Source organism: Ignavibacteriales bacterium (assembly GCA_016709765.1).
In the GTDB taxonomy this organism is placed as follows: domain Bacteria; phylum Bacteroidota; class Ignavibacteria; order Ignavibacteriales; family Ignavibacteriaceae; genus IGN3.
In genome coordinates, this window is record JADJMD010000009.1 from 1 (window position 1) to 23,525 (window position 23,525).

Annotated in this window: 28 protein-coding genes and 1 pseudogene; 1 reads left to right on the forward strand and 28 read right to left on the reverse strand. The window is 33.2% G+C overall.

Annotation, left to right across the window (positions count from 1 at the left end):
- Window positions 1-155: 155 nt before the first annotated feature.
- The 24 genes from IPJ23_03885 to IPJ23_04000 form a co-directional block, all read right to left on the reverse strand.
- On the reverse strand, window positions 156-833 hold the full coding sequence (locus IPJ23_03885; GenBank protein MBK7629838.1) for a hypothetical protein: 678 nt from the start codon (window positions 831-833) through the stop codon (window positions 156-158).
- Between the two features lie 458 nt (window positions 834-1,291).
- The gene (locus tag IPJ23_03890) at window positions 1,292-1,654 is read right to left on the reverse strand and encodes a hypothetical protein (GenBank protein ID MBK7629839.1); all 363 of its coding nucleotides are present in this window, start codon (window positions 1,652-1,654) and stop codon (window positions 1,292-1,294) included.
- Between the two features lie 95 nt (window positions 1,655-1,749).
- Window positions 1,750-2,100, reverse strand: coding sequence for a hypothetical protein (locus tag IPJ23_03895; protein MBK7629840.1), 351 nt, complete (start codon window positions 2,098-2,100; stop codon window positions 1,750-1,752).
- 287 nt (window positions 2,101-2,387) lie between these two features.
- Window positions 2,388-2,675, reverse strand: a complete 288-nt coding sequence (locus tag IPJ23_03900) for a glycosyltransferase family 2 protein (GenBank protein ID MBK7629841.1) — start codon at window positions 2,673-2,675, stop codon at window positions 2,388-2,390.
- Window positions 2,676-2,687: 12 nt separating this feature from the next.
- Window positions 2,688-2,837, reverse strand: coding sequence for an acyltransferase (locus IPJ23_03905; GenBank protein ID MBK7629842.1), 150 nt, complete (start codon window positions 2,835-2,837; stop codon window positions 2,688-2,690).
- 95 nt (window positions 2,838-2,932) lie between these two features.
- Complete coding sequence (locus tag IPJ23_03910; GenBank protein MBK7629843.1) at window positions 2,933-3,172, reverse strand: hypothetical protein; 240 nt, start codon at window positions 3,170-3,172, stop codon at window positions 2,933-2,935.
- A 262-nt stretch (window positions 3,173-3,434) separates the two neighbouring features.
- The gene (locus IPJ23_03915; protein ID MBK7629844.1) at window positions 3,435-3,707 is read right to left on the reverse strand and encodes a glycosyltransferase; all 273 of its coding nucleotides are present in this window, start codon (window positions 3,705-3,707) and stop codon (window positions 3,435-3,437) included.
- Window positions 3,682-4,398 carry a glycosyltransferase gene (locus IPJ23_03920; protein ID MBK7629845.1) on the reverse strand — a complete coding sequence of 239 codons (717 nt, stop codon included), beginning with the start codon at window positions 4,396-4,398 and terminating at the stop codon, window positions 3,682-3,684. Before IPJ23_03920 ends, IPJ23_03915 begins: the two co-directional genes overlap by 26 nt.
- Window positions 4,395-4,622 (reverse strand): hypothetical protein, encoded by a 228-nt coding sequence (locus tag IPJ23_03925; GenBank protein ID MBK7629846.1) that lies wholly within the window; start codon window positions 4,620-4,622, stop codon window positions 4,395-4,397. The genes IPJ23_03920 and IPJ23_03925 overlap by 4 nt, the downstream gene beginning before the upstream one ends.
- 95 nt (window positions 4,623-4,717) lie before the next feature.
- Window positions 4,718-5,005 carry a hypothetical protein gene (locus tag IPJ23_03930; GenBank protein ID MBK7629847.1) on the reverse strand — a complete coding sequence of 96 codons (288 nt, stop codon included), beginning with the start codon at window positions 5,003-5,005 and terminating at the stop codon, window positions 4,718-4,720.
- A complete protein-coding gene (locus tag IPJ23_03935; protein ID MBK7629848.1) occupies window positions 4,990-5,175 on the reverse strand; it encodes a class I SAM-dependent methyltransferase in 186 nt (61 codons plus the stop codon). Before IPJ23_03935 ends, IPJ23_03930 begins: the two co-directional genes overlap by 16 nt.
- Window positions 5,169-5,348: a class I SAM-dependent methyltransferase gene (locus IPJ23_03940; protein ID MBK7629849.1), complete on the reverse strand. Its 180-nt coding sequence runs from the start codon at window positions 5,346-5,348 to the stop codon at window positions 5,169-5,171. Before IPJ23_03940 ends, IPJ23_03935 begins: the two co-directional genes overlap by 7 nt.
- 466 nt (window positions 5,349-5,814) lie before the next feature.
- Complete coding sequence (locus IPJ23_03945) at window positions 5,815-6,177, reverse strand: glycosyltransferase (GenBank protein MBK7629850.1); 363 nt, start codon at window positions 6,175-6,177, stop codon at window positions 5,815-5,817.
- Window positions 6,178-6,444: 267 nt separating this feature from the next.
- Window positions 6,445-6,639 (reverse strand): hypothetical protein, encoded by a 195-nt coding sequence (locus tag IPJ23_03950; GenBank protein ID MBK7629851.1) that lies wholly within the window; start codon window positions 6,637-6,639, stop codon window positions 6,445-6,447.
- A 123-nt stretch (window positions 6,640-6,762) separates the two neighbouring features.
- On the reverse strand, window positions 6,763-7,035 hold the full coding sequence (locus IPJ23_03955) for a hypothetical protein (GenBank protein MBK7629852.1): 273 nt from the start codon (window positions 7,033-7,035) through the stop codon (window positions 6,763-6,765).
- Window positions 6,954-7,643 carry an asparagine synthase gene (locus tag IPJ23_03960; protein ID MBK7629853.1) on the reverse strand — a complete coding sequence of 230 codons (690 nt, stop codon included), beginning with the start codon at window positions 7,641-7,643 and terminating at the stop codon, window positions 6,954-6,956. Before IPJ23_03960 ends, IPJ23_03955 begins: the two co-directional genes overlap by 82 nt.
- The gene (locus IPJ23_03965; GenBank protein ID MBK7629854.1) at window positions 7,616-8,110 is read right to left on the reverse strand and encodes a hypothetical protein; all 495 of its coding nucleotides are present in this window, start codon (window positions 8,108-8,110) and stop codon (window positions 7,616-7,618) included. The genes IPJ23_03960 and IPJ23_03965 overlap by 28 nt, the downstream gene beginning before the upstream one ends.
- Before the next feature lie 3 nt (window positions 8,111-8,113).
- Complete coding sequence (locus tag IPJ23_03970; GenBank protein ID MBK7629855.1) at window positions 8,114-8,629, reverse strand: hypothetical protein; 516 nt, start codon at window positions 8,627-8,629, stop codon at window positions 8,114-8,116.
- Between the two features lie 24 nt (window positions 8,630-8,653).
- Window positions 8,654-9,892 (reverse strand): O-antigen ligase family protein, encoded by a 1,239-nt coding sequence (locus IPJ23_03975; protein MBK7629856.1) that lies wholly within the window; start codon window positions 9,890-9,892, stop codon window positions 8,654-8,656.
- Window positions 9,892-11,103, reverse strand: coding sequence for a hypothetical protein (locus IPJ23_03980; GenBank protein ID MBK7629857.1), 1,212 nt, complete (start codon window positions 11,101-11,103; stop codon window positions 9,892-9,894). The genes IPJ23_03975 and IPJ23_03980 overlap by 1 nt, the downstream gene beginning before the upstream one ends.
- A gap of 221 nt (window positions 11,104-11,324) precedes the next feature.
- A complete protein-coding gene (locus IPJ23_03985; protein MBK7629858.1) occupies window positions 11,325-12,374 on the reverse strand; it encodes a hypothetical protein in 1,050 nt (349 codons plus the stop codon).
- Window positions 12,375-12,625: 251 nt separating this feature from the next.
- Window positions 12,626-15,340 carry an SLBB domain-containing protein gene (locus tag IPJ23_03990; GenBank protein MBK7629859.1) on the reverse strand — a complete coding sequence of 905 codons (2,715 nt, stop codon included), beginning with the start codon at window positions 15,338-15,340 and terminating at the stop codon, window positions 12,626-12,628.
- Window positions 15,341-15,724: 384 nt separating this feature from the next.
- Window positions 15,725-16,909, reverse strand: coding sequence for a hypothetical protein (locus IPJ23_03995; GenBank protein MBK7629860.1), 1,185 nt, complete (start codon window positions 16,907-16,909; stop codon window positions 15,725-15,727).
- A gap of 188 nt (window positions 16,910-17,097) precedes the next feature.
- A complete protein-coding gene (locus tag IPJ23_04000) occupies window positions 17,098-18,042 on the reverse strand; it encodes an SDR family oxidoreductase (GenBank protein ID MBK7629861.1) in 945 nt (314 codons plus the stop codon).
- A gap of 439 nt (window positions 18,043-18,481) precedes the next feature.
- On the opposite strand from IPJ23_04000, the gene IPJ23_04005 reads away from it, so the two are divergent.
- On the forward strand, window positions 18,482-19,813 hold the full coding sequence (locus IPJ23_04005) for a pyridoxal phosphate-dependent aminotransferase (protein MBK7629862.1): 1,332 nt from the start codon (window positions 18,482-18,484) through the stop codon (window positions 19,811-19,813).
- A gap of 69 nt (window positions 19,814-19,882) precedes the next feature.
- Here IPJ23_04005 and IPJ23_04010 read toward each other — a convergent pair whose 3' ends face one another.
- The 4 genes and pseudogenes from IPJ23_04010 to IPJ23_04025 form a co-directional block, all read right to left on the reverse strand.
- Window positions 19,883-21,025 carry a sodium ion-translocating decarboxylase subunit beta gene (locus IPJ23_04010; GenBank protein ID MBK7629863.1) on the reverse strand — a complete coding sequence of 381 codons (1,143 nt, stop codon included), beginning with the start codon at window positions 21,023-21,025 and terminating at the stop codon, window positions 19,883-19,885.
- Window positions 21,026-21,049: 24 nt separating this feature from the next.
- The gene (locus tag IPJ23_04015) at window positions 21,050-21,493 is read right to left on the reverse strand and encodes a biotin/lipoyl-binding protein (GenBank protein ID MBK7629864.1); all 444 of its coding nucleotides are present in this window, start codon (window positions 21,491-21,493) and stop codon (window positions 21,050-21,052) included.
- 10 nt (window positions 21,494-21,503) lie between these two features.
- On the reverse strand, window positions 21,504-21,812 hold the full coding sequence (locus tag IPJ23_04020; GenBank protein ID MBK7629865.1) for an OadG family protein: 309 nt from the start codon (window positions 21,810-21,812) through the stop codon (window positions 21,504-21,506).
- Between the two features lie 116 nt (window positions 21,813-21,928).
- Window positions 21,929-23,489 (reverse strand): annotated as a pseudogene (locus IPJ23_04025) (acyl-CoA carboxylase subunit beta).
- Window positions 23,490-23,525 lie beyond the last annotated feature (36 nt).

A 23,525-nucleotide genomic window follows, 5' to 3' on the forward strand; every position in this document is an offset into this window, starting at 1 on the left:
AAATATTGATACTTTACACCGGTACCATACATCATCTCTGGGACATTATGTTATCAAATTATTAAATACCATTTAACTACAAATCTTCATTTCAATTTATGGCCTATCTAAGTTATTTATATTCAACAAAATATTTTATTTTCTTATTATTATATCTAAAATAAATTTCGGAGCAAGTTGATAGATCGTTCTTTGACTTCTTTATCCAAAATTGACCAATTAAAAATGTAAGTAAGAATAACTAATGACAATGCTATTCCCCAAATATAATAACTGAATTCAATCCCGAATAGTACAGAGGATGTAAAAATCAGTATGATCAATGGTGCCGCTGTTGCAGTCAAACTTGCTTTGATATCTAAACTTCCGTTAAAAGTATTTAGAATTTTTTGCACATAAAAATAGGGTAATACAATTGAAGAAAATATTTCACTAATTAGAACTGCAACACCAATACCCGTTAAGCCCATAAGACCGGCTAAATAATATGAAAATCCAAATAAAGTAATCACTGTGATCGCACGGAGATTATTTATTCCATAGAGATAATTATAAAGCCCCGCACCGAAATTAATCACTGAGATACTTGCAGCTAGACTAATAAAAAGTTTAAAATCAAAATTTATTATTCCTTTTGTCCAGATTCTAAATATTATTTCAGCAAAAGGGATCACCAATATAATTCCTATATTAACAACTACACCGCTAAAAAACCAATTTGCAATAAACACGGAATTAAGTTTTTCCTTTTCTTTTGTAGTATGGTATCTAACAAAATCAGGTAATATAGAATTTATCAAAAGATTTGTGATTGAAAGGGCGGTATTAGTCATTGTCCTTATCGTAGTAAATGCAGGCAAAACCACAGATGAAAATAGATTAGATATAAGTAGTATGAGCCCATTATTATTTAATTGCAGGAATAAAACTATTTAGCGTGAGTACTAACGAATGCTTAAAAATTTTTAAAGCTGTTTTTAGGTTAGCACCTTGCCACCAAGGATAGAACTCCGGAATTTTTTCTTTATGTAAAGTAAAACCATAAACAATAATTTGTATCAATACAAAAGATGCTGGCTTCTAAAATACTACCGCTAATATAGTTACTATTAAAATTGAAAAGAATTGGCAAAATCTATATAAAACACCCCACCACTGAGCTTGAAAGTGGGAAAAACCACTTGGCACCATAAGTTTGTGTAAAATACCACCAATGCTACCTGAAATAAACCAAAAAGTTATTAGAATAAGTAAACTTGAAGGGACCGCATATTTTGTTAGTACAACTGAATTAATACCATAAAAGCCGGAGGTAATTAAATAGAACTAATAAAATAACCAATAATATTTGTACTACCCCTATGATAACCGCCATATAAAAACTGGATGCAAGAGTATTTTTTAATTCATTTTTATCGACGTGATAAGTAATATTCATTTTATTACCTATAAAATTTATGTGGCCTGAATCCAGGGATTGAAGTAAAGAAAAACCAGCATATAATGCTAACCAAACACCATATTTTTCGTTGCCCCAGTATTTTAATAAAATCGGTACTAGTATTATAGTCTGAGCGAACGAAAAAATAAATGAGATGAATCCAACAAAGGAATTTCTGAATGCGCGGTGTTGTACACTTGAGTTCTTAGACATTATAATAGATTTTATTTTCTATTTAAAGAATAAATTATATTTCAGAATAGTTCTATTAATAAAACCGTTATAGATAGCGTCAATCTTCAAACTAGTTAAACAAAATCTGACAATACTAATAATGAATTTACATAAAATAATTCCAATTTAATGCCACCAGCAGGATAGCATTTTCGTATGTCTTTTATTCTTATAAAAAGAATACCTATACCATTTACTATTTCAAAGCTTACCTTATTTCTAAATACAAACCTCTTTAATTTGTATTGTAAATAATTTGGATAATTATTTCTATTAATATTATTCGAATGTATATCAAATAAGAGAAAAATCCTGTCCCAGGAAAAAGTCGTATAATCTTTTGGATAATCTGTTGGTCTTTCCACCCTAACTTTAATGAGCGGTTCATTTACATATCCGACATCCCATTTTGCGCTTAATCTCATCCAAGGTCGACATCTGCGAGCATTCCAAATTTTTCATCCATTCCACCAATCTCATCATAAAACTTTTTCTAATTAAAGCTGTGCCTCTAACAGGGCAACCCCAATATTTGAGTAAATATTTATTTTAAAAATAAATCACCATTCATAATTTCATTGAATTGATAATTCATTTTTCTATGATAAATGATGTTATTCCCAAGATTATATTCGTTAAATACAAACGCAATATTATTAGATTTATTAATTACATTCATCCACTTTCCAGTAATCTGCTTTCGACCGAATCATCATAGGTGCAATAAAGCTATAAAATCACCTTTTGATTGTGAGATCGCATAATTTGCATTGCCAGCCATTCCAAGGTTTATTGGTGTCTTAATTGCCTTAATATTTTTATGAATAACAGCATACTTTTGAATAATATCCCGGGAATAATCTGTGGAATTATCATCACTTATAATAAATTCAAAATCATTATATGTCTGGGCTAAAATGTATTCGATTATCTCTGCAAGTATATGACCATGGTTATATACTAAAAGACAGACACTTATTCTAACATTGTCATTATACATTAGAAAAATCTATCATCCTCTAAATTCAATTTCTGCTTTTATAATTTTTGCAGGATTACCCCCAACCAATGATCTGGCTGGAACATCTTTTGTGACAACTGAATGAGCAGCTATAACAGCGCCGTCGCCAATTGTTACTCCTTTAAGAATGGTGGCATTCATACCTATCCAGACATTATTACCTATTATCACAGGTGCTGTTTCAATCTGTTGCACTCCTTCTATATATAATTTGTGAAAGTCATGATCACAAATTGTTACACCCCAGGCAATTGCACAATCTTTACCAATTTTAACACTCTCTTTGAGATTATCTTAGAATTTCCGGCGGTGAAGGTATTCCCTTCAAAACTAATTTTACCACCTTCTAATATCCAAATCAGGGAACCACGCCCTATATGATTATATCCATAGATGTTAAGTTCACCACCCATTCTAATGTACATTGAAATACGACCAGCCCAACCTCTAAAACTGCTTCTCTCAGTTCCAAACACAAGAAATCCATTATCATAAAAATTTACTACAGCATTTTTCTCAAATGTAAAATTTGCTTTCCAATTGATATAAGCACATAATCGTAAAAAAGATTTTGAAACTGAATATTTTGATATGAGGTGAAAAATGAAAAATTAAACTACGCAAATTGTATTGGTGCTTCTATTTTAATATGAGCAAACGGATGTTTCATATTTTATTAAATAATATTTTAATAAGGTTAAAAAAAAACACATTTTATAATAAGAACTTTTTAAACTCTTAAAAATATAGTGTTCTCAAAGAATTTATTATTGATGAATAACTATAATTTTCAATTATTTTAAGAGATTCCTTACCAAAACTATCTCTCATATTTTTGTCAAACAATAAAATCTGCATCTTTGTTTTTAAGTCATCAACATTTGAACACTCAAATTGAAAACCATTTTGCCCGTCTCTCAATAAATCATTAGCGCAGCCAATTTGATCTGATAAAACAAGTGGCAGGCTAAAATTCATTGCTTCATTAACTACTAACTCCGCAGGTTTCACCTGCACCAGATGGAAGTACAAAGATATCAGCACAAGCAAAATATTTTCCAATTTCAGTTTGATTTTTAAAGCCTGTTAGATAAACACCTTTTATTACATTTGCTTTAATATACTCTTCCATTTCACTTCTAAGTTCGCCATCGCCTAAGAAAATTAATGCTGAATTTTCATCGCTTAACAAATGATAAGATTTTAATAAATCCATTGGTCTCTTTTTGTATATGTACTTACCTGAAGTGAGGATAATCTTTTGATCAATAGGCAACCCAAGCTCTTTTCTTATTATGCGTTTTTTGTCTTTATTTTCTTCGTATTCATTTTTAAATCTGTCATTATCGACTGCATGAGGTGTGAAAACAAATTTACGTTCAGGTACTCCATAATATTTATAGTATTCTTTATTTTGTTTTCCTACATACAAAAAATAGTCAATGAAACTAAATAATAATTTTCCAAGCAGTATTCTTTTAAATGAAAGAAATATTTTATTCTTTAATATTTCCTGATTGTAAGGGTTGTCACCTCTGATACAGACTTTTAATCCATACATTTTACCAAGAACAATTGAAATCATATTTGTGAAATTATTCCAACCGTGTACAACTAAAAAATTTCCTCTTTCTTTCTTTAGAATTTGGAATATTTCAAAGTTAATTAATCCAAAAAAACCATTAAAGATAGAAGGTTTCAAGAATTATTCTTCAGAAATTTGTAATTGTACTCTTCTAGCAGTGGAACATCCCACTTAACCTCAACACCAAAACCATTATCAATGTGTCCTTTGACATTCTCATCAGAACAATATAGAACAATTAAATCGATATCAGGTTGTTCAGCAATTTTAACAAACAGTGGGGAAAAATACTGTATGGGGTGGCTTAAAAGAAAAATAAATCGTTTGTTGTTATTTGCCATTATTTTTAGCAATTAAGTTGTAAAACTAAAATAATCGAACAACATATTTCCTAATTAATTTTTTTAATAATTTTATTAACAAAAAAGTTCCTTGTTTACGATGTATTTGTTAAAAATCGTGTAATTGAGTTCGGCGTAATATCCATAATTTTATTTTTCAATCTTCCAGCGGGGATCGGAAATAGTTCAGATTTAGAACCAAATATTTTTACATAATTAATTTCAAAAAGATCCTTTACACCATCTTTCCACTCTTTTATAGAGTAATGCCTCGCTGTAAACCCATCTGTTAGATTTTGGACTAAATTTTTTAATGAACCGTATTTGAAGAGCTTTCCTAAAATAATTCCTTGTATAAATCCACTGGCTATGTAATAACCCATATACTCCTATGGTAAACCATAATTATCGCTTCGCCGCCCGGTTTCAAAACTCTTTGTATTTCTTCTAAGATTTTTCTTGTATTAGAAGAATGATGAATAACACCCCAGGACCAAACAAAATCAAACGAATTATCTTCAAATTGTAAAGCTTCAGCATCCATTTTTAATATTTTACCATTAAGTTCAAAAACTTTAAATCTGTTTGAAGCCTTGTAATTGCATAGTCTGTTAGATCAATGCCGGTAAAATCTTTAGCGTATTTTGCTAATAATGCGGCGTGACTTCCATTTCCAACCCCTATTTCAAGAACCTTCTTATTTTTTAAGGATTCAAAATCAATCAATTTTCAAACGGAATTTTTTATAAGGTAAAAATTCAATTGCATTAGAAAAAAACCTCTTCTATCTATTTCCTTATAAAATTCTTTACTGAATTCTTTGTATTGTAATTCTTCATTCCAATCATAACGCATTGGGTGGGTTTCCCACCAGTTTTTATTTTGTTCCTGCCATTTCTTTTCATCTTCCTTATCAAATGGTAAAGCAGTAGGTGAATTTAAGCTTTCTGGCTTTTTTATTAAAATCTTTCATTATCTCTTAACTTTTCGAAATTAACAATTGGGTAATTCCTAATAATATTATTAGTTACTATTTAAAACTTTTGAATATAATATACCATATTGCTCAGCGATATCATTTAGGTTAAATCTTTTAGCATTCTTATAGCCATTATGGATTAAATTGTTTCTAAAAATGTCATCATTAATGATTTTAAGAATACCGCCTCTAATTTCTTCAACGTTAAAAGGATTAACAATTAATCGCATCACCCGCAACTTCGGGCATTGATAGTAAATTAGAAGTAATAACAGGTCTGCCAACAGTGTTTGCTTCAACTATCGGCATTCCAAAACCTTCGTAAGTAGAAACGAATGCCAGCATATCGCAGGCAATATATTGTTCAAATACTTCTTCATCTGACAAGTATGTAAAGTTTGCATAATCAATATTATTTTCATTTAACTCATTTATTACTTCACTCCTAAGCACACCTATGATATGTAGTTTACAGTTTAACCCTGATATAGATTTTATGAGTCTAATAAGATTTTTGTTAGTATCTGTACCTATATGAAGTATTATCGGCTTCTCTTTATTAAATTCTTTATCCACACGATGAAAAACAGGGGATATTGAAACGTGAATTACTTTTATTTTATCCGGATCACATTTTACATATTTAAGAATCTCATCCTTAGTTGCCTGTGAAATTGCTACAACAAACTTAGCCCTTGCAATAGGAATTGAATACCAGAATAATTTTGCTATTTGCAGCTTTATACCAGTTAATCTGTCCAGTAATACACAATCTAGGATTGTTACAATATTTTTATTTTCCTAAAAAATAAATTAAGATAATTTACATCACCTGTAATATGATTAACGTCCATTTGTTTTAAATGCGGCTTCAATCGTGTTGTATAGCCTTTTGAATAGTCCATTGCTATAATAACTGCACTCATTATATTCAATATCAAACTTATCACTTAGTGCATTTCGGACATTTTTATAAAATCCTTCAATACTATAATGGCTGCTTTTTATTACTTTTCTGTGAAAATGAACAACTTGCATTACTAACTATATCTTAATTTCTAAATAAATTTTGAGAGTACATAAAGCGCCCAGAGTCGTGACCAATGAAGCTTGTTAATGTTGAGTGCTGAATGTTTAATCAAGGGGGTTCAGTTTAGAATCTTAGATTTGAATTATTAATTCTTTAAGTTTACCGTTGCTCATCCAATCTGCAAAAGGAAAAGTAAAGCCCATTTTTGGTCTGTTAATCAGTTCTAAAGGAATATCCCCAACTGCATCAACTAACATTTTTTGGATAATTTTATCAAAGGCATTATCAATATAAGGAAGAACAGTTTTATATAGAAGATGGTCTACAAAAGGCACACGAAGTTCCAGGGAATGCGCCATACTAAAACATCGCTGTCGCGCAGTAACTGGTTGCGCATATAGCATGTTGTTTCCATCATAGAGACATATTGAAGGGCGCTTAAATCATTAAGTGGTGCTTGCCGCGCTTCTCCCGCAATGACGGACGTTGATCCCGAAACAAGTTCGGGATGACAAGACCAACCAAGGGTTTTCAGTTCGGCATTTGTGAACAATCCACGCATAAGTTTGTATTCAGCATTTGGCGCATCTGGGTTGTTAAAATACTCAATTGCTTTAGCCGGTAATTTATTTTTAAGCAGTGGCGCAGCAGCTTTCATTAAAATTTTTGCAAAAGGGATATTTTTAATTCTTTGGTATTTTGGAATATTAATAAAAGAAGGATAACCACCGAAAAGTTCGTCTCCTCCTAAGCCGGAAAGCACTACTTTAAGTCCAGCCTGCTTAGCTGCTTTAGAAACAAAGTACGTATTTATGCCGTCGATAGTGGGCTGATCCATTGAAGCCATTATGTTTTCAAAGTCATCAAGCAGATCTTTTTCATAAAAGGGGATTTCAATATGCTCGGTGTTGTATTTTTTGGCTGCGATTCTGGCGTATTTAGATTCATCAAGTTTATTACCGGGAAAAACCATAGAAACGGTTTTTATTTTTTCCTGTCCAACCTGCCGCATAAGCGATACAATTGCAGTGGAATCAATTCCGCCGGATAAAAAGCACCAACTTCAACATCGGATACTAAATGAGAACGAACGGAATCAAGCAGCGCGGTTCTTATTTTTTTCTTTGCATCGTTGTCATACTTTTGTTCAGTGATGAGTGATGAGTGATCAGTGATGAGTGATGAGGAATCAGTGATGAGTGATGAGTGAGCAGGAAACAGTGATGAGGGATCAGTGATGAGTGATGAGTTTTCCGTAAATAAATTATTAAAACTCCAATATTCACTGATCTCTAATTTCTGATCTCTGATTACTAAATAATGTCCCGGAAGAAGGGAAGATACTTCGTTATAAATGGTAAGAGGCGCAGGAACCGAACCTGTTTCTAAAAACGCATCAATACCTTTGCTGGAGATTGTAAGATTATTTTTATAATGCTTTATTGCTTTAAGCTCGAGGAAAAATAAATTCGTTGTCATTATTCAAATAATAAAAAGGTTTGATGCCAAAGCGGTCCCGCGCAGCAAAAGAGTTTTTTCTTTATCATCCCATATAGCAAAAGCAAACATACCGCGCAGCATATTCAGACAGTCTTTGCCGTACTTAATATATAGTTTGAGTATAACTTCCGTATCGCTGTTAGAAAGTAGTGATGAGTGATCAGTGATGGGTGATGAGTGATCAGTGATCAGTAAAGAATTTGATTCGTTCGACTGTTTACTGTTTACTATTAACTGCTTACTAAGCTCTTTGTAGTTGTAAATTTCTCCATTGTAAACAATTGTATATCTGCCATCTTGTGTTGTCATCGGCTGATGAGCAGAAGGGGAAAGATCGATAATTGAGAGTCGGAGGTGAGCTAATGCAACATTGGCATCTTTAGAAATGTAGATCCCTTTATCATCAGGTCCGCGATGAGCAAGAATATCCCTTGCGGCAAGCACTCTGCCTTCATCAATCTTATCTTTAGTATTAATTACACCGAATATGCCGCACATTTTAATCCGCCTCTGTATTGCTTTTTAAGAAAATGTTGATGATAAAGCCATAAACAAAAATATTAAAAAAAGAGGAAATGGTACACTTCCAACACCAACCCACCAGCCTTCAAATTGAGAATGAATGAGCATAGCTGCTAAGGCAGCAGTGAGGAGTGAGCAGTGAGGAGTGAGCAGTTTAAAACGTTTGAAAAGTAATTTTAAGGTAATATAAAATATCGGTAACAAGAAAAGTAGTAATCCTATCAATCCGGTTTCTTCAATTAAGGCTAAAACGGAGTTTCCTTTTTCGCGTATATATCTTCCATCTTCATAGTGGCTTCCGGTTGATATTGGAGTTTTAATGTTAGGAGCACTTACTCCATAACCCAAACCAAAAATACCTCCTAGTTTAGCTGCTTCTAAAGATGGTTCCCATAATATCATTCGCCTGTCAAGTATTCTTCCTCCGTCCTTATTTAATACTTCACTGATTGAATTATGAATTTGGGAAACGCTGAAGTACAAGACAAGTATTACAGTAAAAATCGAAAATAATACTGCAAATATTTTTTTTGATTTTGCAATTAACAGGTATGTAATAATTCCAACAAATAGAGCTAAAATAGCTGCACGGGAATAGGTGAGCAGGAGAAGTAATAGGTTAGAAGTAAGGAGTAAGAAAATAGACACAAAAATAAAATAATGCTTTTTGGAATTCTCTATGCGCTTGGCACTTTGCTCAATGCCCAAAGCAATTATCCCCGGAAGTGTAAAAAGAAGTGCAGCTGCAAGTGCGTTCTGATGCCCGGCAAAGCCCATAAAACCCAAACTGTTGCCGCCACTCCAATTTTCTGTAAGGGTGTTTGTAATTAATGCAGTAACCGAAATAATAATGATAAAGATATTTGCAGGTATTAAGAAACTAATACTTCCATTTGAAGAATTTCTTTTGAATAGGAGCACAGCAGCTAAAATTCCGGTGTACATAAAAATCAGAAAAACTGATCTCTGAAAAGTAATTATAGGATATAAAGACCAGATTGATGCAGCAAGTGTATAAAACGGAAATGCAAATATTATTATTGCCGATCTTAAATTAAGATATTTATATAGCTTAAAGTATATACCTAAGATTATACTAATTAAAAGCACAACGGGCACGATGTAATAAAGTGAACTTAATGCAGGGAAAGCACGGCTGACAATTCCAATGACAGCAAGAGTAAGAAGGTAATAGGTGCATTGCTTAATAAACGTTTTTTTACCGGGTAAATTATTCATCAGGGTAATTCCTGAATCTCTTTAGAAATGATTTCATCGGAAGCAATTAATTCTGCACTTTTATCTTTGAAAATTATAAATGCTTTTACAATCAATAAAATAAAAATGTAAGACCATACTGCTGTCAGGAGCGTACGATAATTGAATTCAGCAGCATAATTTTTTATAAAATAAAAAAGTACAAGAAAAATTAATATAATAACACTATAGTATATTGAAATAATTTTTTGTTTAGATGTATCCACCACTTTAAATAAGTAAGTATTAAGAGGAAAATGAAAAATTACATACAATGAGTAGCCTGTAATCATAAATGTAAAGATACTTGCAAATATTTCTCTTGAAATAGAAGACGGCAGCAGGGAAGGGAATACTTTTACTAATGTAATTATTCCAAAAGTGTATAAAGATATCAGCAGAACAGAAAATAAAAATCCTTTTTTCAAGATACGATTTTTATCCGGTTTAGGTTCTGCGAAGAGATATTTTTCTACGATGTTGCCTATATAGAAAATGGGTACGGTTAAACTCCAGGCAAATGTATATGCATTTGCAATATCCGCAGCAAAAAAATGATTAACGATAAATTTATCCCCTGCTAACGCAAGTGAAACCGCGGAATTAATAATGAATGCTGAAAAGCCTATTTTGTAATATTGAGCAAAACTATATTCATTTGTAAACTCTTTATCAAAAAGTCTATAGACCACAACAAACCAGATTATTATAAGTACCGACAGAACAATAAAAATACTGATATGAAAAAAAATAACTAACGGTATTATCATAAAATGAAAGACCGCAAACAAAAACATTACCCAAAAGTAGGTCTTGTATTTTCCGATAAATAATAATTTAAAGTTCAATACGCCGCCAAGAGCAGTAAAGATGCTATAAACTATAACCGGAATAATCTCACTAATATCGGAAAAGGGGTTTGAAATTAACTGCAGGATTATATATGTAATTACAATGTTAATTATTATAAATATCAGTAGTCGAAAAGTTTTAACAGGTATGCGGGTCTGAGCTATGTCAAATCCCATTGAACCGAAAAGTATAAGCAATGAAGCCGTATAATAAGATTGATTGAAAAGATTATACTGTTCTTTTGTAAATACATAAGCATATACAATTAAGACTGATTTAAACAGGAAAAGGGATAAACCGATAAGAGTAAATTTTTTGATTGTTTCGGGTATTGTTTTCAATTTTTACATACTGCTAATTTACATTTTACAGAATCGTAAGTATTAAATTATATAAAAATCTATAGAGATATTAATGATTAAGAAAGTAAGGGAAAAAAAATAAAGCGGGGCAAAATATTTTATTCCGTACAGGATTTATCATTTCATCCCAAATGACATGGAGGCAATTAAAATTAATCAGAATTTCAATGAGTTAGAATTTTATAATAAATAAAGTGAGTTTAGCCCTTGATCAATTTATAATATTTCAGAAAATCATCCTTGAATAAAAAATAAATACAGCTTAACAGTAAAGAAAAAAACATTATTGTAATTAGTGAAGAAGCTCTTCTTGGACCGGCTTTTATAACCGGATTTTTTGAATACTCTTTGACATTAACTACAGGCGCATCTTTAATCTCATCAATTTTTGCAACCTCAAGCTGTTTAGTCAATTCAATAAATACAGTCTGCAGTATTTCTACATTGCGCATTAAACGACCCTGATCCAATAATAAATTAGGAGATTGTGAAGTCATTCTATTCTGGGCTCTAAAATCCTTTAAGGCATTTTCTGCTGTGATTAATGAATCTTTAATTTGAGCTGTTCGCTTTGCAATATAATAACTCTGTTCCGTAGCGTAAGATTTGCGCTGTGTACGTATGTAAAGATCAAGCGATTTAACAATGTTATTGGCAACATCTGAAGAGAGCTGAGCCTCAGGCATAGTAACCTTAATGTTTAATATTTTCGTCATGCGGTCAACATCAGTGGAGATTATACCTGTTTGAAGAGTTTTAAATAGGCTTAGAAATTTTTTTCGTTTTTCAAGCGCTGAATTATCCTCAGATTTGTCCAACTCAAAATATTTAATCAGGTCAACAGAATCAGAAAACTTTTCGGTTTTATATTTAGCATAAATAACATTCTGTAGAACAGATTCGCTGGATATAAGGTTCTGATAAATCTCTGTGGGTGCTGATTCACCTACTTTTACCCCTGCAATAGATGCTAAGCCGCTAAGCTGACTGAGTATAGAAGATGATTTGCTGCCATACTCAGGTAATATAGTTATGGTACTCTCAAAATAAGGTTTGGTTAAGAATAAAAGATAAGCCAGTGTTAGGATTAAAACTGCGAAGTTAACAATTGCAAAATATTTTCGGTTAGACCATAACTTTGTAAAATATGGTCGTACCTTTTGAATAAAAGATGTAAACTTTTCTTCAAAAGTTCTGGTGTCTTCTTGTTCTTCTTCTTCTGTTTTAGGGTCTTGTATATTTTCTGACATTGTAATGAAATTATAAAATTGAAATATTAAATTATTTAAAGATTAATTTTAAGTACAAAAGATTTTTTCAGCTGCCACGGTCGCACCGTGGTATTATACATTTCTGCCACGGAATAGTCCGCGTCAGCTGGTCTTTCAGATTCCTCTCTTTGTTCTGAATGAGAAAACAGATTCTTCATTTTATTCAGAATGACAAAACAAGATCCCGAAACCAGCCTGCCTGCAAAGCAGATTCGGGATGACAATCTATTTTACTTAAGCTGATTTGCCAGTACAATAATAGTTACGGCGCTTGCAACAATAGCAAAAATATCTTTTATATTACTCCAAAGTGCTGGTCCCTCTTTTTCGGGCGGCGGCGGCGGTTCTTTGGTAACAATAATAACAGAGCCGTCATAAGCAGTCGGGTTACCGGAAAACCATCCGAAGCCAACTTTATTTGTTTCGCCGTTTGCCTTAGTATATAAAATATAATTAGAGCTGTCAGTCTCGCCGCCGGCTTTATCAATATAATCTTTTACATTATCACCAGGTATATATTTATATAAGCCGGGGTTATTAACTTCACCGGTTACAAAAACAGTATTTGGTTGTCTAGGCACAAATATTTCATCAGCATTATTTAAAATTACATCCTGGTCCTCATCTTCACCGTCAAATAATTTTTCCAAATCAATCATTAATCTTTTCCCATCACGCGTGAATGTAGAGCCGAAAAGGAATGCTTCAGTTGTTGGTCCGCCTGCTTTACGTACTAATTCCAGTAAATTTTCTGATTTTCTTTCAAGCACATAAGTGCCGGGGTAATTAACTTCACCCATAATCCTAACAACTCTTTGGGGCGTGTAGTTTGGATTTTTTCTAACCACCACAATGTCTTTATACTGTAATTTAAAATCTGTTTTGGATGTATCACCAAGCTCGCCTGATGATTTAGTAAAAAACAGAGGCAATTGAACGGTATATGTTTCTGAAATTTTGTCACCGGAATATCCGCCGGGTCTAATTCGGTTTACATATACTTCGTTTCTTAAGGATTGTTCATTAAATCCGCCCGCCTGCAGTATCAGATCCATTACTGTCATATTAGAATTTAAAGGAAATTTACCGGGATTGTTTACTTCGCCTTCAATTGTAACATATTTATCCAGAACCTTTTCTACACTTGCGCTGTAAATATAAATCTTATCACCGGGCTGCAGCTGCATATTAAAAGATTGATCGTGTAGAAGTTTTTCCAGATCAAATGGGATGATTCTGGTTGTTACACCATCAGGGTTAACTCTTATCAGGTCACCTCTCAAAGTAAAAGCTCTGCCTCTAAAAAATGGATCCTGCAAACCGCCTGCTCTAAATACCATATCAAATAATGTCAGGCTGTCGGCATAGGGAAGAGTTACACTTTGCTTTACATACCCTGATATTGAAACATTTTTTCTGTCAACAAGTTCATAAATGGAATAGATTTTTACTTTGTCGCGCGGCTGTAGGGTAATATTATTATCAGGATCGCCCTGCAGCGCTTGCGCTAAGTCCACAGATATAAATTCATTACTTTCATCAGGTCTTGTCCTAATAATGTCAACTTTTCCATAATAGGTTTCAGGAAGTTCACCGCCGGCTTTTTTAATCAACTCTTTTAACGATTTAACGGTATTTGATTCGTATGTACCCGGTCTGTAAACAGAGCCTTCAATTGTAACAAAATTTTCCAATTTATTTAGTATGGGAAAAACTGTTATAATATCTTTATCATATAAAGGGATGTCTGCACTTTTATTTATTACAGATGAAATATCCGCATCAATATATTCTCTGTCTATCTGTGTATTTTGTCTTTTTTCAAAAGGAATAATTCTATTTATCTGAACTCTTCCTGTATAAGCCGTTGCATTTAATCCGCCTGCAAACTCAATCATCTTTTGCAGGTTTTCGCCTTCCTTAAGTTCATAAATAGCCGGTCTGAATATTTCACCTGTTATTGAAACTGATTTCTTTCTAGGAGGAATAAAAATCATATCATTATTCTGAAGTCTTACATCACCAATCAGCTGACCTTTTAATATGTAATCGTAAATATCTACAGTAGTAAGCACTTTGTTATTACGTATTACTCTTATTTCTCTAAGACTTCCGGAGGTAAGCGGTCCTCCAACGGAATAAAGTGCGTTAAAGACTGTTGCAAAACTGCTTATATTATATCCGCCCGGCTGCCCAATTTCGCCCGTAACAAATATCTTAATCGGTTTAAGTTTACTAAGAGATATATCCAGAAATATAGTTGGCGGCTCAGATGTTAATCCTTCATAAAATTTAGATAGGTACGCCGTAAGTTTATTCTGCAGGGATTCATAAGTAGTTCCGGAAACAAAAAATTGACCCGCTGTTGGAATAAAAATATTTCCTTGCGGATCGACTGTTAATTGATATTGAAGTTCTGCTGCACCCCATATTGATAAACGAAGATTATCACCGGGCCCAATTATATAACCCGGATCGATAGGCCCTATTTCAGAGGGCTCAAATGAAGATGGTATATTTTTGAAAAGATTATAACCAAAATACTCCAAACCTCCTTCGGTCGGGGCAGGGGATCTATCAACTTTTATTTCTTCAACCGGCGGGTTGTTTTGTTCACCTGAAGTTACGATTACATTAGTAACATTTTTAGTTGAGCTATCAGGTGAATTTGTAATATTGGTAACTGCCGGAGGTAAGGGTGTTGTACTTCCACCCATTATATAAGTAGCAATAAAGGAGTCGTAATCCATTCCATATTGTTTAGCAAGACGTCGTGCATCATCTTCAGTCATATTCCTTTTTTTCAGTTCTTCAACAACATCCTTTTTAGTTGAGATGCCTTCCTGATTAAGTTTCTGCTGTATCTGTTGAGAAGTCTGCGCGGGTAATACAGTAAGAAAACCTAAGAATATAAATACTAATAAAATATTTTTTAAGATGGACATATTTTACTCTTGATGAATTAAAATAATAGACTTTTCTTTGATTTATTTAAAATTAAAGAAATTTTAGTTAAAAATTGAATTTATTTTAAGGGATGTATTTAGAATTTATTGGCTCTTCAGTTGACGCAATTGTAGGATATTTACATGTAGCTAATTATCATATCTAAATATGACTTATATTCGTCTTCTAATGTAGGGATCGATCTCCCGATCGATCCGATAAACGCAAAATGACAATACAAAATGTCGTCATCTCGAAAGCATGTGAAAGATCTTTAAAAAGTTTCTGCAGGTCCAAAGGCCTCCCTCTGAGGATGCCTACGGCAGAAATGACAAGATTCCTCTTATTCACTTGGAATGACAAATAGCAAATTAAAAATTCAATTAAAGCGAACTACCAATCTTAACTCTTAAATTCATAAATATAGAAGTTAAACCTATGCCACCGCTTGAAACCCTACCGACTACAGCACTAGGACCTATTGATATTGTGCTGTACGCCCAGTAATCAAATATCTTCTGAACACTAATATCAATAACAAATTGATTAGGTCTGACAGCACTGTTAAACATATAATCCATTCTCAAATCAAATACACTTCCGCCAAGGGTCATTTCTCTTCCCATAAATCCAGCGTGCATTTCGTCAATAAAGTCAGCTACATAAAACTTGCTCCTTAATGCTCCCATAAATTTAACAGGATACCTGAGTTCCCAATTTAAAAAACCGCCTGTTAGCAAATAAGGCTGGTATTTAATAGAACTATCGGGGTTGAGAATAATATTACCTTTATTTACAGTATTCTTAGTATACCGATCAATTAAAGATTTGTCAAATTCATCCGGGGCACTTAAGTAACCAATTTCAAAGAAATTACCGAAAGGAATCGTATATGATACTTGAAGACCACTAGTTACAAACAGGTTATTATGATTATTTGAACTTTTAAGTTCGGTCATAGCATCTATAGATGTAAAAGCACCTGCTTTAACGCCAAGTATATGAAAATTTACTTCAGCATAATTAGTTTCAAGCGCTCCGGAGTATGGAGTTCCAAATCCTATAGAAATTCCAATATCTTTCTTTAACGGTATTCCGAATCTTTCGCCGCCCATTATTTGAATATAAGGGTTTATATATCCTAAAGTAGGAGAAATCTGAAAAACTGTAGGCGGATTAAGAATATTATTAAATCTTAATTTATCCAAAACTCTGGTAAAGAGACTGCCGTAATTAATAGTTTCTTCTAAATTAAGTTTAAAAGGGTAAGTTATTATTCTAGCACGTATTTCAGGTTTTAGTGCAAGTAAAGGGTATAGACTTCCTTTTACAGAAATTGTTTGGTCAGTCGACTGACGCAAATCAACTACAATCTCAGCCTTAGGATCAGGCGGATCTATAAAAAGCTGCTCCTGTATTTGAATAAACAAACTGTCATCCAGCGGTTCCATCTGGTAATATAATATTTGTTCCTCTTCATCTTGTGCATAAACCAGGTTAAAACCCGGCGCCAAAATGAAGGATAATAGTAAGAAAAAAAACGAAGTGTAAATTTTAATAGATCTCATTTGCCTCTTTTATAAAAATTATTTTAAAATATTACAATTATTTAACCAAAATAAAAACTGATTTATTATCTCATTTTACAGATAAATTATTCAAGATTAGACAGATATTGTAAAAATTATCTACAGGAAGTAAAACTTTACCAATATGATAAAAGTAAGGTGTAAAACCCGGACACAATTAAATTGAATTATTCCGTTATTTTTAATCTTTCCTTAAAATATTCCATCGTTCTTCTAAGTCCTTCAATTCTATCAATTACGGGTTCCCAGTTCAATTTTATCTTTGCCTTAGATATATCCGGCTGCCTTACTTTAGGGTCATCAACGGGCAGCTCCTTGTATATAATTTTGCTGCTTGAATTTGTTATTTGAATAATTTCTTCCGCTATCTGTTTAACTGTAATCTCTTCAGGGTTACCAATATTAACCGGCTCATTTTCATCAGAGAATAGTAACGTTAAAATACCATTAATCTCGTCATCAACATATATAAAACTTCTGGTCTGTTTTCCATCTCCAAATACAGTAATGGGTTCATTAGCCAGGGCTTGAGAAAAAAAAGCAGGAATTGCTCTTCCGTCATTGAGGCGCATACGTGGCCCAAATGTATTAAAGATTCGTACTATTCGAGTACTTAGTTTATGGTATCTCTGATAAGCCATAGTTAATGCTTCGGCAAACCTTTTTGCTTCGTCATAAACTCCGCGAGGACCAACAGGATTTACATTACCCCAATAGTCTTCCATTTGAGGATTTATTAATGGATCTCCGTAAACTTCAGAAGTAGAAGCAAGTAAAAAACGAGCTCCTTTTTCTTTAGCTAATCCTAATGCTTTATGAGTGCCTAATGATCCAACCTTTAACGTTTGTATTGGAAGCTGATGATAATCAATCGGACTAGCAGGAGAAGCAAAATGAAGTATGTAATCAACCTTACCGGGTACGTGTATATAATTTGTAACATCATGATTAATAAAATGAAAATTAGAATTACCAAAAAGGTGCTGAATATTATCCAAACTTCCGGTTAACAAATTATCTATGCATATTACCTGCATACCTTCATTTAATAACTTATCACAAAGATGTGATCCTAAAAAACCCGAGCCTCCGGTGATAACTGCAGTAGGCATTTTATTTCTTATTTTATTTGAAAATGTTTTCAGCTTTATATCAAAATATAATTATTTTCCATGAATGTTCATTGTTTAGTTTTGATATGTGTGATTTGTGGATTCGTGACGCATATTAAATAGGTTTATTTCAATGGTATGGATCGGATAAAATTAATTAGAGACTTTAGATTTTTTTTAAAGTATTACTTAAGCTACCTGAGCGGTGCACGCTTTCATTCCAGGATCAAATAATTATATTCAAAATAATTCCACCGAGTAGAAATGAATAACAATAATTAGTTAATTTATTTTTCATAAGTGTAAATAATTTAATGCTGTGTATATAACTATCATTATTGTTAATAACTAAACTGATTTCTTGACTTTTACTTGTTTCCACAATCATTGCTTGTTAATTTTGATTAAAGAATATTTAACAATTTTTATTGGCAATTCTATGAATTTACTTAATAAAAACACACCGATTGACTATCAAATTGTAACACAAAAAGTAAAAGACAGCAAACTTGAAAGTCCCGGCAAAGCATCCATTCGTGAGGTAAAAAAACTAGTTGATGAAATTGAAAAAGCTAGCGGAGAAAGATTTGTAAGGATGGAAATGGGGATTCCCGGGTTGCCTCCAACAAAAGTAGGAGTTGAAGCTGAAATTGAAGCATTAAAAAATGGTGTTGCCGCTGTCTATCCCGATATTTATGGAGTTCATTCTCTTAAATTTGAAACATCTAAATTTGTAAAACTTTTCATGGATATTGATGTTAGTCCAGAGGGATGTGTTCCCACCTGCGGATCAATGATGGGGAGCTTTGCAGCATTTATGACTTTGAACAGATGTAATCCTGAAAAAGATACTACTCTTCTAATTGATCCCGGTTTTCCAGTTCATCGCCAACAACTAAGGGTACTTAATCAAAAAATGGAAGCATTTGATGTTTATAATTATCGAGGTGAAAAATTACTTAATAAACTGGAATCAATTTTAAGCAAAGGAAATATTTCCTGTATGCTTTACTCAAATCCAAATAATCCTTCCTGGATTTGTTTTACTGAAAAGGAATTAAAGATAATTGGGGATATGTGTAATAAATATGATGTTATTGCCATTGAAGATCTTGCTTACTTTGCTATGGATTTTAGACGTGATATGTCTAAACCGGGTGTACCACCTTATCAACCAACAGTTGCAAATTATACTAATAATTTTATTCTGACAATTTCAAGTTCAAAAGCATTTAGTTATGCAGGACAGAGGGTTGGTATGATGATAATTTCAGATGAGTTGTACGAAAGAAATTATCCCAACCTAAAAAAATATTACACAAAAGACCAATTCGGACACTCAATGATTTATGGAAGTATTTATGCAATTAGTGCCGGAATATCACACTCAGCACAGTACGCTCTTGCGGCAATATTTAAAGCTGCAAATGAAGGTAAACTTAATTTTGTTGAAGAAGTAAAAGAGTACGGTGAAAAAGCAAAGATTATGAAAAAACTTTTTATTGATAACGGCTTTATTATCGTTTATGATAAAGATGAAGATGAACCTATTGCGGATGGTTTTTATTTTACATTTTCGTATCCCGGTTATACAGGAGAAGATTTATTGAATGAACTTTTGTACTACGGTATAAGCGCAATTTCACTGGCGATTACAGGTAGTGAAAGATTAGAAGGAATTCGTGCTTGTGTATCACTTGTAAAAAGAGATCAGTTTAAAGACTTAGAATTTAGGTTGAAGAAATTTAACGAGGATCATTTTAAAAAGTAAGTTGTATATAGTTAGTAGCAGGTGGAAAAACAGAAATCCTACCTACTACTAACTTCAAACTTTTCACATCTATCCCATAAAGAAACTTAACAGAATACCAGCTGCAACTGCACTGCCTATAACACCCGCAACATTTGGTGCCATAGCATGCATAAGCAAATGATTTGTTTTATCATACTCTAATCCAACAACTTGTGAAACCCTTGCACTATCGGGTACAGCAGAAACACCTGCATTTCCTATTAGAGGATTAATTTTATTGCCTTCTTTAAGGAATAAATTCATAAACTTCACGAAGAGAATTCCACCTGTTGTGGCTATTATAAAAGAGAAAGCGCCTAATCCAAATATTCCAACTGATTGAGTAGTTAAAAAAGTTGTTGCTTGAGTTGAAGCACCAACAGTTAAACCAATAAGGATTGTTACAATATCTATCAGGGATCCTTTAGCAGTGTCAGCTAATCTTTTAGTTACGCCGCTTTCCTTTAAAAGATTTCCAAAAAACAACATACCTAACAAAGGCATTGCACTAGGGACAATTAAAGTAGTGAGAATTAAGCCGACGATAGGGAAGAGGACTTTTTCGGTTCTAGAAACTGCACGAGGTGGTTTCATTCTAATTAGTCGTTCTTTGTCTGTTGTTAATAATCTCATTATCGGCGGTTGGATTACAGGTACAAGTGCCATATATGAATATGCTGATATTGCGATTGCTCCAACTAATTCTGGTGCTAATTTAGATGAAAGAAAAATTGCAGTCGGTCCATCTGCTCCGCCAATTATACCAATTGCTGCGGCTTGTTGTGGAAGAAAATCTAAAAAAAGTGCAATCATATAGGCCCCAAAAATACCAACTTGCGCAGCCGCGCCCAGCAGCATTAATTTAGGATTCGAAAGCAATGCAGAAAAATCTGTCATCGCGCCAATTCCTAAAAATATTAATGGCGGATAAATACCTTTGAGCACACCAAAGTATAAATAACCCATAACACTTCCGGGTTCGTAAATACCGATTTGAAGATTTGCCCCTTGTAGATAAGGTATGTTCCCAACGAGTATTCCAAAACCTATAGGTACTAATAAAAGCGGCTCGTATTCTTTTGCGATTGCAAGATAAATAAAAATGAGTCCTACGGTTAACATTACTATATGACCGACTGTGAAATTGGGAAAAGCAGTGTATCTAAAAAACTGATTGAAACCATTTGCCATAAATTGAAAAAAACTGTTCCATAATCAGGCTCCAATTTCGATAAGTACATCACCTTCAAGCACAGAATCACCGGTTTTAAATTTAATGGATTTAACAACACCTTCTTTATCTGCATTGATATTGTTTTCCATTTTCATAGCTTCCAGCATAAGTAGTTTTGTTCCGACCTTTACATTATCACCCTCTTTTACATAAACCTGAAGAATTACACCCGGAAGCGGAGATTTAATAAAACCTGCTCCTTTGGGAGATGCTGGTGCACTGGTTCTTTGTTCAGTTTTACGAGATTCTGTTGAAGGAACTGCATGAGATCTAACAAGTTTTGGGGTTTTGCTTTGTGAAATTATTTTATCAACTTCAACATTGTAAACTGCTCCATTGACTTCAACTTCTGCAACATTATCTTCAACGTTAACAATATGAACATCGTACTTGTTACCTTGTATAGTAAATTTAAACTTTTTCATTTTTTTACCTCTATAGTCTGGGATGTTGTCTTAATCCGTAAATTTTAGAACTCCACGGTGAGTAAGTTTTTGATACTTTATCAATAGTTAGAACCGTATTTTCTTTATCATGCACTTCTGCGTAGTAAAGATGAATTGCCATTGCAATTGCAGCATTAACTTCACCTGAAATTTCCAAATCTTCTTTACTTATTTCTATTTTACCCTCACGTCTTAATAATCTTTTAACATTAATATTTAATACTTTTGTAAGATTTGAAAAGATAATATATAAGAAAAGCAGGGCTACAAAAACTACTACATATCCAATAACTGTCATTCCTATTCCCCAGGGATCAATCTGTTGAAACAGATGAGAGTTTTTATTTATAGTAACATTAGTTGTATCAATTGTAATTTGTTGTATTAATCCTAAAAAACTTTTTTAACCTTTCTTTATAATGGTAGATTAGAATGTTTTTTAGGCGGATTTACATCCTTTTTTGTTGCAAGTGACTGCAACGCACGAATTACTCTGAATCTTGTATTTCTTGGTTCGATAACATCATCGATATAACCATACTTTGCAGCCACATAAGGTGTTGCAAATTTCTTACGGTAATCATCTTCGCGTTCTTTTACAAAATTTATTCTTTCTTCCGGATTAGTAATCAATTGTAAATCTTTTTGATGAAGAACTTCAATAGCACCTTTTGGACCCATAACAGCAATCTCGGCACCCGGCCAGGCGTAGTTAATATCACCGCGTAAATGTTTTGAACTCATTACATCGTAAGCGCCGCCGTATGCTTTACGAAGGATTACAGTTACCTTTGGAACAGTAGCTTCTCCATATGCAAATAACAGTTTTGCACCATGAATTATTATTCCGCCGTACTCTTGCGTAGTTCCGGGTAAAAATCCAGGTACATCAACAAAAGTTACAATAGGAATATTAAAAGCATCGCAAAATCTTACAAATCGTGCAGCTTTACGTGAGGAATTTATATCTAAAACACCAGCAAGATAATTAGGTTGATTTGCAACTATACCTACAGGCATTCCATTAAATCTTGCAAAACCAGTTACAATGTTTGGTGCATAGTGTCTTTGGATTTCCAAAAACTCATGTTGATCTACAACTAAATTTATTACATCAATTACATCATAAGGTTTGTTAGTAGCTTCTGGTATAACTGAATTAAGTGCATCTTCTAATCTGTCAATCGGATCATCACATGGTAAAATAGGTGGATCTTCTAAATTATTTTGCGGAAGATAACTTAATAGTTTTCTGATTAATGAGATTCCTTCTTCTTCATCATCAGACACCATATGCGCAACACCTGATTTTGAGGTGATGAACCATCGCTCCGCCTAATTCCTCTTCTGTTACTGTTTCTCCGGTTACAGTTTTTACAACTTTTGGACCGGTTACAAACATATAGCTTGCACTTTTATTCATAACAATAAAGTCTGTTAAAGCAGGGGAATAAACAGCACCACCGGCACACGGACCAAAGATCGCTGATATTTGTGGTATAACTCCTGAAGCTAAAATATTTCTCTGAAAAATATCTGCATATCCACCAAGTGATTTTACACCTTCTTGAATTCTAGCACCACCGCTGTCGTTTATTCCAATTACAGGGGCTCCAACTTTAAGTGCTTTATCCATAACCTTACATATTTTTTGAGCGAACATTTCGGATAATGATCCGCCAAAAACAGTAAAGTCCTGTGAGAACACATATACTAATCTTCCATCGATGGTTCCGTAACCAGTAACAACTCCATCAGATAAGTAAGATTCTTTATCCAGCCCAAAATCAATACTGCGATGGCAAACAAACATATCAAATTCTTCAAAGCTACCCTCATCAAGTAAAAGTTCTAGTCTTTCTCTAGCGGTAAGTTTGCCTTTTTTATGTTGGGATTCGATACGCTTTTCTCCGCCGCCAAGTTTAGCTTGCTGACGAAGCGCCATCAATTCTTTTATTTTATCTTCCATTGCCATTGTGTTTACCTGTATTTTATTTTTTTGTTGTTATGC

Bases quoted from the DNA above. Each gene is read 5' to 3' on its own strand.
- IPJ23_03885 (MBK7629838.1), bottom strand. From the start codon at position 833: ATGACTAATACCGCCCTTTCAATCACAAATCTTTTGATAAATTCTATA.
- IPJ23_03890 (MBK7629839.1), bottom strand. From the start codon at position 1,654: ATGTCTAAGAACTCAAGTGTACAACACCGCGCATTCAGAAATTCCTTT.
- IPJ23_03895 (MBK7629840.1), bottom strand. From the start codon at position 2,100: ATGAGATTAAGCGCAAAATGGGATGTCGGATATGTAAATGAACCGCTC.
- IPJ23_03900 (MBK7629841.1), bottom strand. From the start codon at position 2,675: ATGTATAATGACAATGTTAGAATAAGTGTCTGTCTTTTAGTATATAAC.
- IPJ23_03905 (MBK7629842.1), bottom strand. From the start codon at position 2,837: ATGAATGCCACCATTCTTAAAGGAGTAACAATTGGCGACGGCGCTGTT.
- IPJ23_03925 (MBK7629846.1), bottom strand. From the start codon at position 4,622: ATGGCAAATAACAACAAACGATTTATTTTTCTTTTAAGCCACCCCATA.
- IPJ23_03930 (MBK7629847.1), bottom strand. From the start codon at position 5,005: ATGGGTTATTACATAGCCAGTGGATTTATACAAGGAATTATTTTAGGA.
- IPJ23_03950 (MBK7629851.1), bottom strand. From the start codon at position 6,639: ATGCAAGTTGTTCATTTTCACAGAAAAGTAATAAAAAGCAGCCATTAT.
- IPJ23_03955 (MBK7629852.1), bottom strand. From the start codon at position 7,035: ATGCTATATGCGCAACCAGTTACTGCGCGACAGCGATGTTTTAGTATG.
- IPJ23_03960 (MBK7629853.1), bottom strand. From the start codon at position 7,643: ATGCGGCAGGTTGGACAGGAAAAAATAAAAACCGTTTCTATGGTTTTT.
- IPJ23_03965 (MBK7629854.1), bottom strand. From the start codon at position 8,110: ATGACAACGAATTTATTTTTCCTCGAGCTTAAAGCAATAAAGCATTAT.
- IPJ23_03970 (MBK7629855.1), bottom strand. From the start codon at position 8,629: ATGTGCGGCATATTCGGTGTAATTAATACTAAAGATAAGATTGATGAA.
- IPJ23_03975 (MBK7629856.1), bottom strand. From the start codon at position 9,892: ATGAATAATTTACCCGGTAAAAAAACGTTTATTAAGCAATGCACCTAT.
- IPJ23_03985 (MBK7629858.1), bottom strand. From the start codon at position 12,374: ATGTCAGAAAATATACAAGACCCTAAAACAGAAGAAGAAGAACAAGAA.
- IPJ23_03990 (MBK7629859.1), bottom strand. From the start codon at position 15,340: ATGTCCATCTTAAAAAATATTTTATTAGTATTTATATTCTTAGGTTTT.
- IPJ23_03995 (MBK7629860.1), bottom strand. From the start codon at position 16,909: ATGAGATCTATTAAAATTTACACTTCGTTTTTTTTCTTACTATTATCC.
- IPJ23_04000 (MBK7629861.1), bottom strand. From the start codon at position 18,042: ATGCCTACTGCAGTTATCACCGGAGGCTCGGGTTTTTTAGGATCACAT.
- IPJ23_04005 (MBK7629862.1), top strand. From the start codon at position 18,482: ATGAATTTACTTAATAAAAACACACCGATTGACTATCAAATTGTAACA.
- IPJ23_04010 (MBK7629863.1), bottom strand. From the start codon at position 21,025: ATGGCAAATGGTTTCAATCAGTTTTTTAGATACACTGCTTTTCCCAAT.
- IPJ23_04015 (MBK7629864.1), bottom strand. From the start codon at position 21,493: ATGAAAAAGTTTAAATTTACTATACAAGGTAACAAGTACGATGTTCAT.
- IPJ23_04020 (MBK7629865.1), bottom strand. From the start codon at position 21,812: ATGACAGTTATTGGATATGTAGTAGTTTTTGTAGCCCTGCTTTTCTTA.